Below are 15,496 nucleotides of genomic sequence, written 5' to 3'. Positions count from 1 at the left end.
CCATGACAGCGACGACCGACGGAAGCACCGGGGCCCTGTCGCCCCGCGCAGCCTCGGCCAGCGAAACCCGTATGACGACTCCCGTGGCGGCCGGGAGCCTGGACGTATCGGACGCCGCCCAGCGCGCGATACAGCGCGCCACCGATTTCCTGCTCGCCACGCAGGACGCCGAGGGCTGGTGGAAGGGCGACCTCGAGACGAACGTCACGATGGACGCCGAGGACCTGCTGCTCCGCCAGTTCCTGGGCATCCTCGACGAGAAGACCAAGCATGCCGCCGGACTGTTCATCCGCGGCGAGCAGCGCGAGGACGGCGCCTGGAGCACGTTCTACGGCGGGCCCGGCGAACTCTCCACCACCATCGAGGCGTACGTCGCGTTGCGGCTGGCCGGTGACAGCCCGGACGCGCCGCACATGGCGAAGGCCTCGGCGTGGATCCGTGAGCGGGGCGGCATCGCCTCCGCTCGGGTCTTCACGCGGATCTGGCTGGCCCTGTTCGGCTGGTGGAAGTGGGACGACCTGCCCGAACTCCCGCCGGAGCTCATCTACTTCCCGAAGTGGATGCCGCTGAACATCTACGACTTCGGATGCTGGGCCCGGCAGACCATCGTGCCCCTCACCATCGTCTCGGCGAAGCGCCCGGTACGGCCCGCGCCGTTCCCGCTCGACGAACTGCACACCGACCCGGCCAACCCGAACCCCGCCAAGCCCCTTGCTCCGGCGGCCAGTTGGGACGGCGTCTTCCAGCGGCTCGACAAGGCGCTGCACGGCTACCGGAAGGTCGCCTCGCGCCGACTGCGCAAGGCCGCCATGAACAGTGCAGCCCGCTGGATCATCGAGCGGCAGGAGAACGACGGCTGCTGGGGCGGCATCCAGCCGCCCGCCGTGTACTCGATCATCGCCCTGCGTCTGCTCGGCTACGACCTCCAACACCCCGTCATGCGGGCCGGGTTGGAGTCCCTGGACCGGTTCGCCGTATGGCGCGAGGACGGCGCCCGGATGATCGAGGCCTGCCAGTCACCGGTGTGGGACACCTGCCTCGCGACCATCGCACTCGCCGACGCGGGCCTGCCCGCCGACCATCCGCAGCTGGTGAAGGCCGTGGACTGGATGCTCGGCGAGGAGATCGTCCGGCCCGGCGACTGGGCCGTACGCAGGCCCCAACTGCCGCCCGGCGGCTGGGCGTTCGAGTTCCACAACGACAACTACCCCGACATCGACGACACCGCCGAGGTCGTCCTCGCGCTGCGCCGCGTCAAGCACCCCGACCCGGAGCGCGTCGAGAAGGCCATCGGACGCGGGGTGCGCTGGAACCTCGGCATGCAGTCGAAGAACGGCGCTTGGGGCGCCTTCGACGTCGACAACACCAGCTCCTTCCCCAACCGGCTGCCGTTCTGCGACTTCGGCGAGGTCATCGACCCGCCATCCGCCGATGTCACCGCGCACGTCGTGGAAATGCTCGCCGTCGAGGGGCTGTCCCACGATCCCCGCACCCGGCGGGGCATCGAGTGGCTGCTCGCCGAACAGGAGGCGAACGGCTCCTGGTTCGGCCGCTGGGGCGTCAACTACGTATACGGCACAGGGTCCGTGGTGCCCGCGCTGGCCGCCGCCGGACTGCCCGGCTCGCATCCGGCGATCCGCCGTGCCGTCGCCTGGCTGGAGACGGTGCAGAACGACGACGGCGGCTGGGGCGAGGACCTGCGCTCCTACAAGTACGTGAAGGAATGGAGCGGCCGGGGCGCCTCGACTGCCTCGCAGACCGCCTGGGCGCTGCTCGCGCTGCTCGCGGCGGGGGAGCGGGAGTCCAAGGCCGTGGAGCGCGGGATCGCCTGGCTCGCCCAGACGCAGCGGGAGGACGGCACCTGGGACGAGCCGTACTTCACCGGCACCGGTTTCCCGTGGGACTTCTCGATCAACTACCACCTCTACCGGCAGGTCTTCCCGCTGACCGCGCTCGGCCGGTACGTCCACGGCGAGCCGTTCAGCGGCCCGCAGGCGAAGGGGAGTTGATGGCCATGACACCTGCCGCCGCCCCGCTGCTGATCGCCTGCGCGCTCGGCATCGAACGCCTCGCCCTGCGCGGCGGCGGGCGCGGCGGTGCGGACGGCCCGGTCACCGTGCTGCGTACCGGCATGGGACCCCTGGCCGCCGACCGGGCGATCAACCGGGCGCTCGCCGGTCCGGCGCTGCGGGACGCGGCCGTCCTGGCCACGGGCTTCTGCGCCGGACTCGCGCCCGGCATGCACCCCGGTGACCTGGTCGTCGCCGAAGAGACCCGGGACGCGCGGGGGCACACCCCATGCGTGGGCACCGAACTGCTCGTCAAGGAACTGGTGCGTGCCGTACCCGGGGGCACCGTACACACCGGACCGCTCACCGGCGCCGACCACGTCGTCCGCGGACATGAACGGTCGGAACTGCTCAGGACCGGCGCAATCGCGGTCGACATGGAGTCGGCGGCCACACTCCACAGCGCCGTCCGCGCGGGCGCCCGCCCGGTTGCGGCCGTCCGGGTGGTCGTGGACGCTCCAGAACATGAACTCGTCCGGATCGGCACGGTACGCGGTGGAATATCGGCTTTCCGCGTTCTTCGTGCCGTCCTTCCCGCTTTCTTCGAATGGCACCGTTCTTTGCTGCTCCCCAGGAGGTGAGCCAGATGGCCATGCCGCTCCGTCAGTCCATCAAGGTCGCGACGTATCTCTTTGAACAGAAGTTGCGCAAGCGGGACAAGTTTCCGCTCATCGTCGAGCTGGAACCGCTGTACGCCTGCAACCTGAAATGCGAGGGCTGCGGCAAGATCCAGCACCCGGCCGGAGTGCTCAAGCAGCGCATGCCGGTGGCGCAGGCCGTCGGGGCGGTGCTCGAATCCGGTGCGCCCATGGTGTCCATCGCCGGCGGCGAACCCCTGATGCACCCGAAGATCGACGAGATCGTGCGGCAGCTCGTGGCCAGGAAGAAGTACGTCTTCCTGTGCACCAACGCCATGCTGCTGCGCAAGAAGATGGACAAGTTCAAGCCCTCGCCGTACTTCGCGTTCGCCGTGCACATCGACGGTCTGCGCGAGCGGCACGACGAGTCCGTCGCGAAGGAGGGGGTGTTCGACGAGGCCGTGGAGGCCATCAAGGAGGCCAAGCGGCGCGGCTTCCGGGTCACCACCAACTCGACCTTCTTCAACACCGACACACCGCAGACCATCATCGAGGTGCTCAACTTCCTCAACGACGACCTGAAGGTCGACGAGATGATGATCTCGCCCGCCTACGCCTACGAGAAGGCACCCGACCAGGAGCACTTCCTCGGCGTCGAGCAGACCCGCGAGCTCTTCAAGAAGGCCTTCGCGGGCGGCAACCGGCGGCGCTGGCGGCTCAACCACTCGCCGCTGTTCCTCGACTTCCTCGAGGGCAAGGTCGACTTCCCCTGCACGGCGTGGGCGATCCCCAACTACTCGCTGTTCGGCTGGCAGAAGCCCTGCTACCTGATGAGCGACGGCTACGTCACGACGTACCGCGAACTCATCGAGGACACCGACTGGGACGCCTACGGCCGGGGCAAGGACCCGCGCTGCGCCAACTGCATGGCGCACTGCGGCTACGAGCCCACCGCGGTCCTGGCCACCATGGGCTCCCTCAAGGAGTCCCTGCGCGCCGCACGCGAGACCGTCTCCGGAAACCACGGGTGACGCCATGACCGCAGTTTCCCTCGGGGTCCCCGAGCTGCCGGTCCGGCCGATCGCGGAGCGCCGCGTCTCGCGGCAGATCCAGGTCGGACCGGTGGCGGTCGGGGGTGGGGCGCCGGTGTCGGTGCAGTCGATGACGACGACGCGTACCTCGGACATCGGGGCCACGCTGCAGCAGATCGCCGAGCTGACGGCGTCGGGCTGCCAGATCGTACGGGTCGCCTGTCCCACGCAGGATGACGCCGACGCTCTGGCGACCATCGCGCGCAAGTCGCAGATCCCGGTGATCGCGGACATTCATTTCCAGCCGAAATATGTGTTCGCCGCGATTGAGGCGGGCTGTGCGGCGGTGCGGGTCAATCCCGGCAACATCAAGCAGTTCGACGACAAGGTCAAGGAGATCGCGCGGGCCGCCAAGGACCATGGCACGCCGATCCGGATCGGGGTCAACGCGGGCTCGCTGGATCGGCGGCTGCTGCAGAAGTACGGCAAGGCGACGCCGGAGGCGCTGGTGGAGTCGGCGCTGTGGGAGGCGTCGCTGTTCGAGGAGCACGATTTCCGGGACATCAAGATCTCGGTGAAGCACAACGATCCGGTGGTGATGGTCAACGCCTACCGGCAGTTGGCCGCTCAGTGCGATTACCCGCTGCACCTGGGGGTGACGGAGGCCGGTCCCGCCTTCCAGGGCACGATCAAGTCGGCGGTCGCCTTCGGGGCGCTGCTCAGCGAGGGCATCGGCGACACCATCCGGGTGTCGTTGAGCGCCCCGCCTGCGGAGGAGTGCAAGGTCGGCATCCAGATTCTGGAGTCGCTGGGGCTGCGGGAGCGGCGCCTGGAGATCGTGTCCTGCCCATCGTGTGGCCGGGCCCAGGTGGACGTCTACAAGCTGGCGGACGAGGTCACGGCCGGTCTGGACGGAATGGAGGTTCCGCTGCGGGTCGCGGTCATGGGCTGCGTGGTGAACGGTCCTGGCGAGGCGAGGGAGGCGGACCTGGGGGTCGCCTCCGGCAACGGCAAGGGGCAGATCTTTGTGAAGGGCGAGGTCATCAAGACGGTGCCCGAGTCGAAGATCGTGGAGACCCTGATCGACGAGGCGATGAAGATCGCGGAGCAGATGCAGAAGGACGGCGTCGCGTCGGGGGATCCGGCCGTCACCGTGAGTTGAACAGCACGGATCGAGAGGGGGCCCTAGCGTGACGATTCTGGAGACGATCCGGGGACCACGCGACCTGAAGGCGCTGTCCGAGGCGGATATCAATCAACTGGCGGACGAGATCCGGGAGTTCCTGGTGCACGCGGTCGCCAGGACCGGCGGGCATCTCGGGCCCAATCTGGGGGTGGTGGAACTCTCCATCGCACTCCACCGGGTCTTCGAGTCGCCGGTCGACCGCATCGTGTGGGACACCGGCCATCAGAGCTACGTACACAAGTTGTTGACGGGACGTCAGGATTTCTCCAAGCTGCGCGGCAAGGGCGGCCTGTCCGGCTACCCCTCGCGCGAGGAGTCCGAGCACGACATCGTCGAGAACAGCCACGCGTCCACCGCGCTCGGCTGGGCCGACGGACTCGCCAAGGCCCGCCAGGTGCAAGGGGAGAAGGGCCATGTCGTCGCGGTCATCGGGGACGGCGCGCTCACCGGCGGCATGGCGTGGGAGGCGCTGAACAACATCGCCGCCGCCAAGGACCGGCCGCTGATCATCGTCGTCAACGACAACGAGCGCTCTTACTCGCCGACCATAGGGGGCCTCGCCAACCATCTCGCGACGCTGCGGACCACCGACAGCTACGAGAAGGTGCTGGCGTGGGGCAAGGACGTACTGCTGAACACGCCGGTCATCGGGACCACAATCTACGAATCGCTGCACGGCGCGAAGAAGGGTTTCAAGGACGCGTTCGCGCCGCAGGGCATGTTCGAGGACCTGGGACTGAAGTACGTCGGGCCCATCGACGGGCACGACGTGGGTGCGGTGGAGTCGGCGCTGCGGCGCGCGAAACGGTTCCACGGGCCCGTACTCATCCACTGTCTGACGGAGAAGGGCCGCGGTTACGAACCCGCGCTCGCCCACGAGGAGGACCACTTCCACACGGTCGGTGTGATGGACCCGCTCACCTGCGAGCCGCTCTCGCCCTCCAACGGGCCTGCCTGGACTGCGGTGTTCGGCGACGAGATCGTACGGATCGGGGAGGAGCGCGAGGACGTCGTGGCGATCACGGCGGCCATGCTGCACCCGGTGGGCCTGGCGAAGTTCGCGGAGCGGTTCCCCGACCGGGTGTGGGACGTCGGCATCGCCGAGCAGCACGCCGCGGTGTCCGCGGCCGGGCTCGCGACGGGCGGACTGCATCCGGTCGTCGCGGTGTACGCGACTTTCCTGAACCGTGCCTTCGATCAGTTGTTGATGGATGTCGCGCTGCATCGCTGCGGAGTGACCTTCGTGCTCGACCGGGCCGGTGTCACCGGAGTTGACGGGCCGTCGCACAACGGTATGTGGGACATGTCCATCCTGCAGGTCGTGCCGGGGCTGAGAATCGCCGCGCCGCGTGACGCCGACCAACTGCGGGCCCAGCTGCGGGAGGCGGTGGCCGTGGACGACGCGCCGACGTTGCTGCGCTTCCCCAAGGAGTCGGTGGGACCGTCGATCGGCGCGGTCGACCGGGTGGGCGGTCTGGACGTCCTGCACCGGGGCGAGAGGCCCGAAGTGCTCCTGGTCGCTGTCGGTGTGATGGCGCCGGTGTGTCTCCAGGCGGCTGAGCTGCTGGAGGCGCGGGGCGTCAACTGCACGGTGGTGGACCCGCGTTGGGTCAAGCCGGTCGATCCCGCGCTGCCTCCGCTCGCCGCCGAGCACCGCCTGGTGGCCGTCGTCGAGGACAACAGCCGGGCCGCCGGCGTGGGCGCGGCGGTCGCCCTCGCGCTGGGAGATGCCGAAGTCGACGTGCCCGTACGTCGGTTCGGGATTCCGGAGCAGTTCCTCGCGCACGCCAAGCGCGGGGAGGTGCTGGCCGACATCGGCCTCACACCCGTCGAGATCGCGGGACGGATCAGCGCGGGTCTGGCCACCCGGTCAGCGAGCCCGGATCGCCCGGAGGCCGAACTCGCCGCCGCCAAGGTGCACGCGTCCAAGGAGAAACAGGCATGACCGCCGAAACCCCTTCGCCGTCCGGGGACTTCGACCTCGGCAAACTACTCGCCGGGCGTGCGGGCGAACGCTACGAGCTGCACGCCCGGCACCTCAACCACCAGCTCCCGCGCATGCTCCACACCATCGGCTTCGACAAGTACTACGAGCGGGCCGAGGGCGCGTACTTCTGGGACGCGGAGGGCAACGAGTACCTGGACATGCTCGCCGGGTTCGGGGTGATGGGCCTGGGGCGCCATCACCCCGTCGTCCGCAAGGCGCTGCACGACGTCCTCGACGCCTCGCTCGCCGACCTCACCCGCTTCGACTGCCAGCCGTTGCCGGGTCTCCTCGCCGAGCAACTCCTCACCCACAGCCCGCACTTGGACCGGGTGTTCTTCGGGAACAGCGGTACGGAAGCGGTCGAGACGGCGTTGAAGTTCGCGCGGTACGCGACCGGGAAGCCGCGCGTTCTCTACTGCGCGCACGCCTTCCACGGGCTGACCACCGGCTCGCTGTCCGTGAACGGCGAGTCCGGGTTCCGCGACGGCTTCGCACCGCTGCTGCCCGACACCGCGGTGCCGCTCGGCGATCTGGACGTACTGGAAAGGGAGTTGAGGAAGGGGGACGTCGCCGCTCTGATCGTCGAGCCGATCCAGGGCAAGGGCGTCCATGAGTCGCCGCCCGGATATCTGCGCGCCGCCCAGGAGTTGCTGCACCGGCACAATGCGCTGCTCATCGCCGACGAAGTGCAGACCGGGCTCGGACGGACCGGAGACTTCTACGCCTACCAGCACGAAACCGGAATCGAACCCGACCTGGTGTGTGTGGCGAAGGCGCTGTCCGGAGGCTATGTGCCCGTCGGCGCGACCCTTGGCAAGGACTGGATCTTCAAGAAGGTCTACTCCTCGATGGACCGCGTCCTCGTGCACTCCGCGAGCTTCGGCACCAACGCACAGGCCATGGCCGCCGGCCTCGCCGTGCTCTCCGTGCTGGAGAACGAGGAGATCGTCGCGAACGCCCGTGCCATGGGAGAGGAGTTGAAGTCCCGGCTCGCCGCGCTCGTGGACAAGTACGAGCTGCTCAGTGAGGTACGCGGCCGGGGGCTGATGATCGGCATCGAGTTCGGCAGGCCCAAGTCGCTGAAGCTGCGCAGCCGTTGGACCATGCTGCAGGCGGCACGCAAGGGGCTGTTCGCGCAGATGGTGGTCGTACCGCTGCTCCAGCGGCACCGGATCCTCACGCAGGTCTCGGGCGATCACCTTGAGGTCATAAAGCTGATTCCGCCGCTGATCATCGGCGAACGGGACGTGGACCGCTTCGTGGACGCCTTCACCGATGTGATGGACGACGCGCACAACGGCGGCGGGCTGATGTGGGACTTCGGCAAGACGCTGGTGAAGCAGGCGGTGGCCAACAGGTAGGGGTGCCGCGCCTTCGGTGCTTTCGGTGTTTGCCTCGTAGGCAAGGGATTTGCCGGTGAGGCAAAGCTCCGGCTGAATGGAGGCATGAGCCCCGCCGAGCCGGGGGCGGCCGAAGAGCCGTCCGCCGAGCTGCCCTCCGTCGCGCCGCAACTGCGTGAGCTGCGGCGCCGCGCCTCCCTCACCCTGGAGGCCGCCGCCCGCGCCGTCGGACTGTCGCCCGCCCATCTCTCCCGTCTGGAGACCGGGCGGCGCCAGCCTTCGCTGCCGATGCTGCTCGCGCTCGCCCGTACTTACGGTACGACGGTCTCGGAGCTGCTCGGCGAGACGGTCCCCGAACGGGACGCGGTCGTCCGCGCCGCCGACATGGAGCCCACGCAGGCGGGCGGCTGGACGTACTGGCAGGCCGGCGCGGCGGGGCGCGGCATGCAGTCCCTGCGCGTACACGTCCCGTATGGAGCGCAGGGCGACATCGTGCGCGTCCACCCCGGCGAGGAGTGGCTGTACGTCCTCAAGGGAGCGCTGCGGCTGCGCCTGGGGGACACCGCGCATGCGCTCACGCCCGGCGACAGCGCACACTTCGACTCGCTGACCCCGCACCGGATCGCCGCCGCGGACCGGGACGGCGCCGAACTGCTCTTCGTGCACACCCTGTTGCAGAGCCCTACGGCAGCGCTGTGCCTCGGCCCGACGACTCCTGGAGCGACTTCATGAGGGACATGGAAGAGAAGTTCCCGCGTGCTCTGTGGGTGCGGCTCATCATCTACGTGGCCGTGGGGCACCTCTTCGCGGCCTTCATCTATCTGCTGTTCACGCTGGGCGCGCAGAACCAGTAAGCAGTTCAGGAGGCGTCGGAGCGGCGGACTGACGGTCAGTCTGCCGGGAGGTCAGTCGAGGAAGCGTTCCCGGAGTCGCTCCCGCGTCTTCGGGGTTACGTGCAGGCCCTGTTCCAGGTAGGTGTCGACGTCGCCCCAGGTCTCCTCGATCGTTTCGAACGCTGCCGCGAGGTACTCGGCGCGCGCGTCGAAGAGCGGGCTGAGCAGCTCCATCACCTCGGGGGAGTACGCCGAGGACGCCGAGCCGCTGCGGCGCACCTTGTAGCGGCGGTGGGGGGCGTTCGACTTCAGGTAGTCCGCCACTATGGCCTCGCGCTCGACGCCCAGGGCGAGGAGCGTAATAGCTATGGACAGGCCCGCGCGGTCCTTGCCCGCCGCGCAGTGCATCAGCGCGGGCACGCTGTCCTCGGCCATCGCGTGCAGTACGTGGGAGTGCTCGGCCGTGCGCCCCTTGATGATCGAGCGGTACGACACGATCATCCGGTTCGCCGCCTTGCCGTCCGCGAGGATCATGCGCAGCTGGTCCAGATCGCCGTCGCGGACCATCGTCCAGAACTCGGCGCCGTGTGCCGGGTCGGTCAGCGGCAGGTTCACATTCCGCACGCCCGGCAACTCGACGTCGGGCCCCTCCAGCTTCTTGTCCGCGTCATTGCGGAAGTCGAAGATCGTGTGCAGGCCCAGTGAGGCGAGGAACGCGGCGTCCTCCTCGGTCGCGTGCGCGAGATGGCCGCTGCGGAACAGTCGTCCGGGCGCCACGCGTCGGCCGTCCTCGGTCGGCAGGCCGCCCACATCCCGGAAGTTGCGCACTCCGGTCAGCTCGGGCTCGGTCGACGGGACCTGCTGCGTCACGGGGGCTCCTCCCAGTCGGCGGCCGACGCTGTTGTCGGCGGGGCGCGCTCTCGACCATACGACATGCGTTCGTGGGCCATTCAGTTGTCCACAGGCGGTGCCGGGGCGTTGTCCACAGGCGGTACGGGCGAGGCGCGGACGCCTGCGATGATGTTGTGCTTGAGCGAGCTTGTTCGGATCTGTGAGGACTTGATGGTGGAGATCGGCAAAGACGGTCGTACGTGGCTGCTTTCGGGGCCCACGAGCAGTTATGCCCTGCGGCTCACGGACCAGGACGAGCTGCTGCATCTGCACTGGGGGCCGCGCATCGAGCTCGCGGACGCCGAGGCGCTGGCCGCGGCTCCCGGACCGAAGTACTGGCCCTTCGAGTCCCCGCTCGACGGGCACGAGGAGTACCCGGTCGAGGGCGGCCCCCGCTTCGTACGGCCGGCGCTGTCCGTGCGGACGGACGAGCGGCGCGGCACGGAGTGGCGCTTTGAGGCGTACGAAGTGGATGAATCCGATGAATCGGACGGGGTCGAACTGCGGCTGCGGTTCTCCGACTCCGGGCTCGGCATCACGCTGCACTACCGGATGCGCCCCGCCAGCGACGTCGTCGAGCGCTGGGTGACCCTCGCCAACGAAGGGCCCGCCCTGGAGGTCCTGCGCGCCGACTCCGCGACCTGGACGCTGCCGGAGCGCGAGGGCTGGCGGCTGTCGCAGCTGCACGGGCGCTGGGCGGCCGAATCCCAGCTCGTACGAACAGACCTCACGTACGGCGAGAAGGTCATCGGCAGCCGGCGCGGTCACACCGGGCACCAGCATCTGCCGTGGGTCGCGCTGGACGTCGAGGGCGCGGCGACCGAGGAGCACGGCGAGGTGTACGGGTGCGCGCTCGCTTGGTCCGGCTCCTGGCGGATCGCCGTGGCCCAACTCCCGGACGCGCGCGTGCAGATCACCGGCGGCGCCGGGTACGACGAATCCGGCCTGGTGCGGCTGGAGCCGGGCGAGAGCTTTGTCACCCCGGTCTTCGCGGGGCTGTGGAGCGATGGCGGCTTCGGCGGGGCGAGCCGGGCCTGGCACGCGTACCAGCGGGCGTATGTGATCCCGGACGCGGACCAGGACCGGCCGGTGCTCTACAACTCCTGGGAGGCCACGGAGTTCGACATCTCCGAGGAACAGCAGCGGGCGCTCGCCCGGCGGGCCGCGGCGATGGGCGTGGAACTGTTCGTGGTCGACGACGGCTGGTTCGGGAAGCGGACCAGCGACCGGGCCGGGCTCGGGGACTGGACGCCCAACCCCGACCGCTTCCCGGCCGGGCTCAAGCCCCTCGCCGACGACGTGCACGCCCTGGGCATGCAGTTCGGGATCTGGGTCGAGCCGGAAATGGTCAATGCGGACAGTGAGTTGTATCGAGCGCATCCCGAATGGATTCAGTACCAACCAGGACGAAAGAAGACAGAGCTGCGTAATCAGCTCGTACTGAACGTCGCGCGCGAGGACGTCCAGGAGTACCTGTGGGAGCAGCTTCACGGGCTGCTCTCCAGTGCTCCGATCGACTACGTGAAGTGGGACTTCAACCGCTGCTTCACGGACGCCGGCTGGCCCGGGGAGGCGTACCCGCAGCGGCTGTGGGTCGACCATGTGCACGCCCTGTACGGCCTGTTGGACCGGCTGCGGGCCGCGCACCCCGGTGTCGCCTTCGAGTCCTGCTCCGGTGGTGGCGGCCGGATCGACCTCGGTGTCATGGCGCGTACGGACCAGGTGTGGACCTCGGACAACACCGACCCGCTCGACCGGCTCGCCATCCAGCACGGTTTCAGTCAGATCCACCCGGCGCGGGCCATGGCCGCCTGGGTCACCGACAGCCCCAACAAGCAGCTCAACGGGCGCGTGAGTTCGCTGCGCTTCCGCTTTGTGAGCTCCATGGCCGGAGTGCTCGGGGTCGGTGGTGACCTGACCGAGTGGAGTGACGAGGAACTCGCCGAGGCGCGGGACTGGGTGGCGCTCTACAAGGAGATCCGGCCCGTGGTGCAGCGTGGCGGCCTCTACCGACTGCGGGCACCGGAGGGCGGGCTGAGCGCCGTGCAGTACGTCCATGAGGACCAGGTCGTCGTCCTTGCCTGGCTCCAGGCTCAGCGTTACGGCGAGCCCGTGGCGCCCGTACGGCTGCGGGGGCTCGACCCGGTGGCGACGTACGAATGCCTCGAAACGGGCGAAGTGTACAAAGGTGCCGTGTTGTTGCATCACGGACTTCGGACCGGCCTGCGCGGGGACCTTGATGCGGCAGTTTTCCGTCTGCGTCGCATCTGAGAGTTGTGTCCGTATTGGAGTGCCTTCATTCCAACTCGCTCTGGAATGGGCACTCCTGAATCCGTGATGCGTGAGCAGCGTCATATTCGTGACGGTCCGCTGTCGCCATGTTCACGTAATTCAAGCGCGTTTACAGGGGATTTCAGCAAAGCCGGAGAGCGGTGATTCACGGAGCGTGACGGCGATTTCGGTCAAGGATCAAGAGAATGGGGCACATAGGCAACCCAAAGCTTGTCCCTGCGCGTCTTATTCGCTTACGTTCACGACCAATCCAGGCGGACGCCTAATCCTGCCGCCGCCTGGAATCCGCACACCGATCCGTACACGGCAGGAGCGGGGGACCCACAGGTACAACGCCTGATCCGGTCTCCGGAACAGGCTTGGGGTAAAGCTGCGCGAAAGCGCGGCCGGGCATCTCCAGCTCGCACCCGACAGCTCACCTCGCAGGCGCCGGAGAGGAATTCGCCATGCCCGCGAAGGGTAAGCACCGCCGCCCGAAGTCCGCGCGTTTCACCCGCTCGATCGCCGTTGCCTCAACAGGCGGCGCCGCTCTCGCACTTCCTTTGCTGGGAGCCGCCGGCGCACAGGCCGCGACTCCGCAGAGCGCGAACGCGTCTGTTTCCGACAAGGCCGAAACTGTTTCCCAGAAGGCCGTTGAGTCCGCTCCGGTCGCCGCTCAGAAGAAGGCCGCGACCAGGACGTACGAAGTAAAGACGGGCGATTCTCTCTCGAAGATCGCCAACGCCCAGAATGTCAGCGGTGGCTGGAAGAAGCTCTACGCCGACAACCGCCAGGTCGTCGGCAGTGACCCCGGGCTCATCCACCCGGGCCAGAAGCTGACGATCGGCAAGAAGGCCGCCGCGCCTTCCGGCGCCAACGAGGCCAAGGCTCCCCAGGCGGCCGCGGCCCCCAAGACGGCCGCGGCCCCCCAGGCACCCGCGAAGAAGGCCGAGCCCGCCAAGGCCGCCGAGGCGCCCAGCAGTTCGAGTGGCTTCACCATGCCGGTCGACGGCGCGACCGTCAGCACGCCGTACCGGATGTCGGGCGGCATGTGGTCCAGCGGCTACCACACCGGCGTCGACTTCGCCGCCGCGACCGGCACGTCGCTCAAGGCTGTGGGTGCGGGCACTGTCGTCTCCGCCGGCTGGGGCGGCGCGTACGGCAACCAGGTCGTCATCCAGCTCAACGACGGCCACTACGCCCAGTACGCCCACCTTTCGTCCCTTTCCGTCTCACAGGGGCAGTCCGTGACCGCCGGTCAGCAGATCGGTCTCTCCGGCGCGACCGGCAACGTCACCGGCCCGCACCTGCACTTCGAGATCCGCACCACGCCGGACTACGGCTCGGACGTGGACCCGATGGCGTTCCTGCGCTCGCACGGCGTCTCCGCCTGACGCCACCTGAGCGCCGCCGCGGGCGGATCGCGTCTCCCTCTCACGCCGAAGGCCGGACCCCTGATCCCCGGGTCCGGCCTTCGGCTTGTTCGCGGGGTCGACAGAGGTGGCGGGCTGCCGTCAAGATCTCCGGGCAAGCGCTTTCTGTCCCGCCCTGACGCCAGCCGAGGAGACGCTCCATGACGACCCGCAGAGCCTTCGGAGCCCTGGCGGCCGGTGCCGCCCTCGCGGCCGTGGCCCCCGCGCACACAGCGAGTGCGCATGCCTCGAGCGCGTCGGCGGGCCACCGCCGGGGACGGCTCATCGCCCGCGACGACTTCCGGCACGGACTGGGGCAGTGGGCAACGGAGTTGCAGGAGGGCGGCAGGGTCACCGCGTCCGGCGGGGTCATGGAGATCGAGGTGCCGAGCGGCGCCACGGTCTGGTTCAAGCGGAAGATCGCCGGGCCGTACGTCATCGAGTACACGGCCACACCGGTCTCCGCGGGCGGTGTCAACGACCGGGTGTCGGACCTCAACAACTTCTGGAACGCCGTCGACGTCCGCTCCCCGGACGACCTCTTCGCCACCCAACGCGGCGGCGCCCTCGACGAGTACGACTACCTCAAGACGTACTACTCGGGCTACGGCGCCAACTACAACTCGACCACGCGGCTGCGCCGTTACGTGGGCCAGGCGGGCGTCCGGCCGCTGATCTACGACTACACCGAGCCCTTGCTCGTGGCGAACCGGCCCCACCGCGTCCGGATCGTCTCGCACGGCTCGACCGTCCAGTGGTGGAACAACGGGCGGCTCGTCTTCGACTACGCCGACCCGGAGCCGTACACGAGCGGGCACTTCGCGTTCCGGACCGTATGGAGCCATTTCCGGATCACGGACTTCCGGGTGTGGGAGCTCTGTATTCCGAGTTGACCGGGACTTTACGCGTGGCTTATCTCACCGTCCGTCAACCCTTTCCTACGGTCGCGTAGCTCACATCGAAAGGTGAATCATGGCTCGATGTGGCAGACGATTCGAAGAATGACAGCAGATCAGTGATCGGGTCGTACGTGGCGGTGGGGGACAGTTTCACCGAGGGCGTCGGCGACCCCGGGCCCGACGGGGCGTTCGTCGGCTGGGCCGACCGGTTCGCGGTACTGCTCGCCGACCGGCGCGCTGAGGGCGACTTCGACTACACGAACCTTGCCGTGCGCGGGAAGTTGCTCGACCAGATCGTCGAGGACCAGCTTTCGCGGGCCATCGAGTTGGCGCCGGACCTCGTTTCCCTTTCCGCGGGTGGTAACGACATCCTTCGGCCGGGGACCGATCCCGACGAGGTCGCTGCTCGCTTTGAGGGTGCCGTTGCCGAACTCGCGTCGGCTGTCGGGACGGTGCTGGTGACAACCGGCTTCGATACTCGGGGTGTGCCGGTGCTCAGGCACTTGCGCGGCAAGATCGCTACGTATAACGGGCATGTGCGGGCGATTGCTGATCGGTACGGGTGTCCTGTGCTTGACCTTTGGTCGCTGAAGACCATTCAGGATCGGCGGGCCTGGGACGGTGATCGGCTGCATCTGTCGCCGGAGGGGCACACGCGGGTTGCGCTGCGCGCGGGGCAGGTGCTGGGGCTGGCGGTGCCTGCGGATCCTGAGCAGCCTTGGCCGCCGTTGCCGCCTCGGGGGGCGCTTGAGGTGCGGCGGGATGACATTCACTGGGCTCGGGAGTATCTGGTGCCGTGGATTGGGCGGCGGCTTCGGGGGGAGTCGTCGGGGGATCGGGTGGTGGCGAAGGGGAGTTTGTCGCCGGACGACATCAAGTTGCGCATGCGGTCCGCTGTTTGAGGGTTCCTTTTCCCCAGCCCCGCCCCTTCCCGAAACTGGGAGCTGCGCCCCCAGGCCCCGCTGCCTCCGGCGGGGTGGGGCGCCTCCGGCGGGTGGG

General features: G+C 68.6%; 13 protein-coding genes and 1 riboswitch. Of the genes, 12 read left to right on the top strand and 1 reads right to left on the bottom strand.

All coding sequences use genetic code 11. The annotated features are described in order from the left end of the window. Nucleotides 1-2: 2 nt before the first annotated feature. From shc to ACQEVY_RS06920, 8 genes are all read left to right on the top strand, one after another. Nucleotides 3-2,009 (top strand): squalene--hopene cyclase, encoded by a 2,007-nt coding sequence (gene shc, locus ACQEVY_RS06955; protein WP_432945901.1) that lies wholly within the window; start codon nt 3-5, stop codon nt 2,007-2,009. Further along, complete coding sequence (locus ACQEVY_RS06950) at nt 2,009-2,650, top strand: 1-hydroxy-2-methyl-2-butenyl 4-diphosphate reductase (RefSeq protein WP_432945899.1); 642 nt, start codon at nt 2,009-2,011, stop codon at nt 2,648-2,650. Before shc ends, ACQEVY_RS06950 begins: the two co-directional genes overlap by 1 nt. Before the next feature lie 5 nt (nt 2,651-2,655). Next, complete coding sequence (gene hpnH / locus ACQEVY_RS06945; RefSeq protein ID WP_432945897.1) at nt 2,656-3,678, top strand: adenosyl-hopene transferase HpnH; 1,023 nt, start codon at nt 2,656-2,658, stop codon at nt 3,676-3,678. A gap of 4 nt (nt 3,679-3,682) precedes the next feature. Next, nucleotides 3,683-4,840: a flavodoxin-dependent (E)-4-hydroxy-3-methylbut-2-enyl-diphosphate synthase gene (gene ispG, locus ACQEVY_RS06940; RefSeq protein ID WP_432945895.1), complete on the top strand. Its 1,158-nt coding sequence runs from the start codon at nt 3,683-3,685 to the stop codon at nt 4,838-4,840. Between the two features lie 28 nt (nt 4,841-4,868). Beyond that, the gene (gene dxs / locus ACQEVY_RS06935; protein ID WP_432945893.1) at nt 4,869-6,809 is read left to right on the top strand and encodes a 1-deoxy-D-xylulose-5-phosphate synthase; all 1,941 of its coding nucleotides are present in this window, start codon (nt 4,869-4,871) and stop codon (nt 6,807-6,809) included. After that, nucleotides 6,806-8,212, top strand: a complete 1,407-nt coding sequence (locus ACQEVY_RS06930; protein ID WP_432945891.1) for an aspartate aminotransferase family protein — start codon at nt 6,806-6,808, stop codon at nt 8,210-8,212. The genes dxs and ACQEVY_RS06930 overlap by 4 nt, the downstream gene beginning before the upstream one ends. 84 nt (nt 8,213-8,296) lie before the next feature. After that, the gene (locus ACQEVY_RS06925; RefSeq protein WP_432945889.1) at nt 8,297-8,923 is read left to right on the top strand and encodes a helix-turn-helix domain-containing protein; all 627 of its coding nucleotides are present in this window, start codon (nt 8,297-8,299) and stop codon (nt 8,921-8,923) included. Beyond that, nucleotides 8,920-9,045 carry a DUF6126 family protein gene (locus tag ACQEVY_RS06920; protein WP_033329364.1) on the top strand — a complete coding sequence of 42 codons (126 nt, stop codon included), beginning with the start codon at nt 8,920-8,922 and terminating at the stop codon, nt 9,043-9,045. Before ACQEVY_RS06925 ends, ACQEVY_RS06920 begins: the two co-directional genes overlap by 4 nt. A gap of 51 nt (nt 9,046-9,096) precedes the next feature. Here ACQEVY_RS06920 and ACQEVY_RS06915 read toward each other — a convergent pair whose 3' ends face one another. Continuing rightward, nucleotides 9,097-9,894: a tyrosine-protein phosphatase gene (locus tag ACQEVY_RS06915; protein WP_432945887.1), complete on the bottom strand. Its 798-nt coding sequence runs from the start codon at nt 9,892-9,894 to the stop codon at nt 9,097-9,099. 192 nt (nt 9,895-10,086) lie between these two features. On the opposite strand from ACQEVY_RS06915, the gene ACQEVY_RS06910 reads away from it, so the two are divergent. The 4 genes from ACQEVY_RS06910 to ACQEVY_RS06895 all read left to right on the top strand — a co-directional run bounded on the left by ACQEVY_RS06910 (nt 10,087) and on the right by ACQEVY_RS06895 (nt 15,399). Further along, nucleotides 10,087-12,186 carry an alpha-galactosidase gene (locus ACQEVY_RS06910; RefSeq protein WP_432955101.1) on the top strand — a complete coding sequence of 700 codons (2,100 nt, stop codon included), beginning with the start codon at nt 10,087-10,089 and terminating at the stop codon, nt 12,184-12,186. Nucleotides 12,187-12,487: 301 nt separating this feature from the next. Then, a riboswitch (cyclic di-AMP (ydaO/yuaA leader) is annotated at nt 12,488-12,651 on the top strand. Nucleotides 12,652-12,653: 2 nt separating this feature from the next. Then, on the top strand, nt 12,654-13,580 hold the full coding sequence (locus tag ACQEVY_RS06905) for a M23 family metallopeptidase (protein ID WP_432945885.1): 927 nt from the start codon (nt 12,654-12,656) through the stop codon (nt 13,578-13,580). Nucleotides 13,581-13,759: 179 nt separating this feature from the next. Next, on the top strand, nt 13,760-14,491 hold the full coding sequence (locus ACQEVY_RS06900) for a DUF6250 domain-containing protein (protein WP_432945883.1): 732 nt from the start codon (nt 13,760-13,762) through the stop codon (nt 14,489-14,491). A gap of 122 nt (nt 14,492-14,613) precedes the next feature. Then, nucleotides 14,614-15,399: an SGNH/GDSL hydrolase family protein gene (locus tag ACQEVY_RS06895; RefSeq protein WP_432955099.1), complete on the top strand. Its 786-nt coding sequence runs from the start codon at nt 14,614-14,616 to the stop codon at nt 15,397-15,399. Nucleotides 15,400-15,496 lie beyond the last annotated feature (97 nt).

This window comes from Streptomyces sp. CA-288835 (assembly GCF_050936385.1).
Classification (GTDB): domain Bacteria; phylum Actinomycetota; class Actinomycetes; order Streptomycetales; family Streptomycetaceae; genus Streptomyces.
This window is presented reverse-complemented; position numbering and strand designations above follow the sequence as displayed.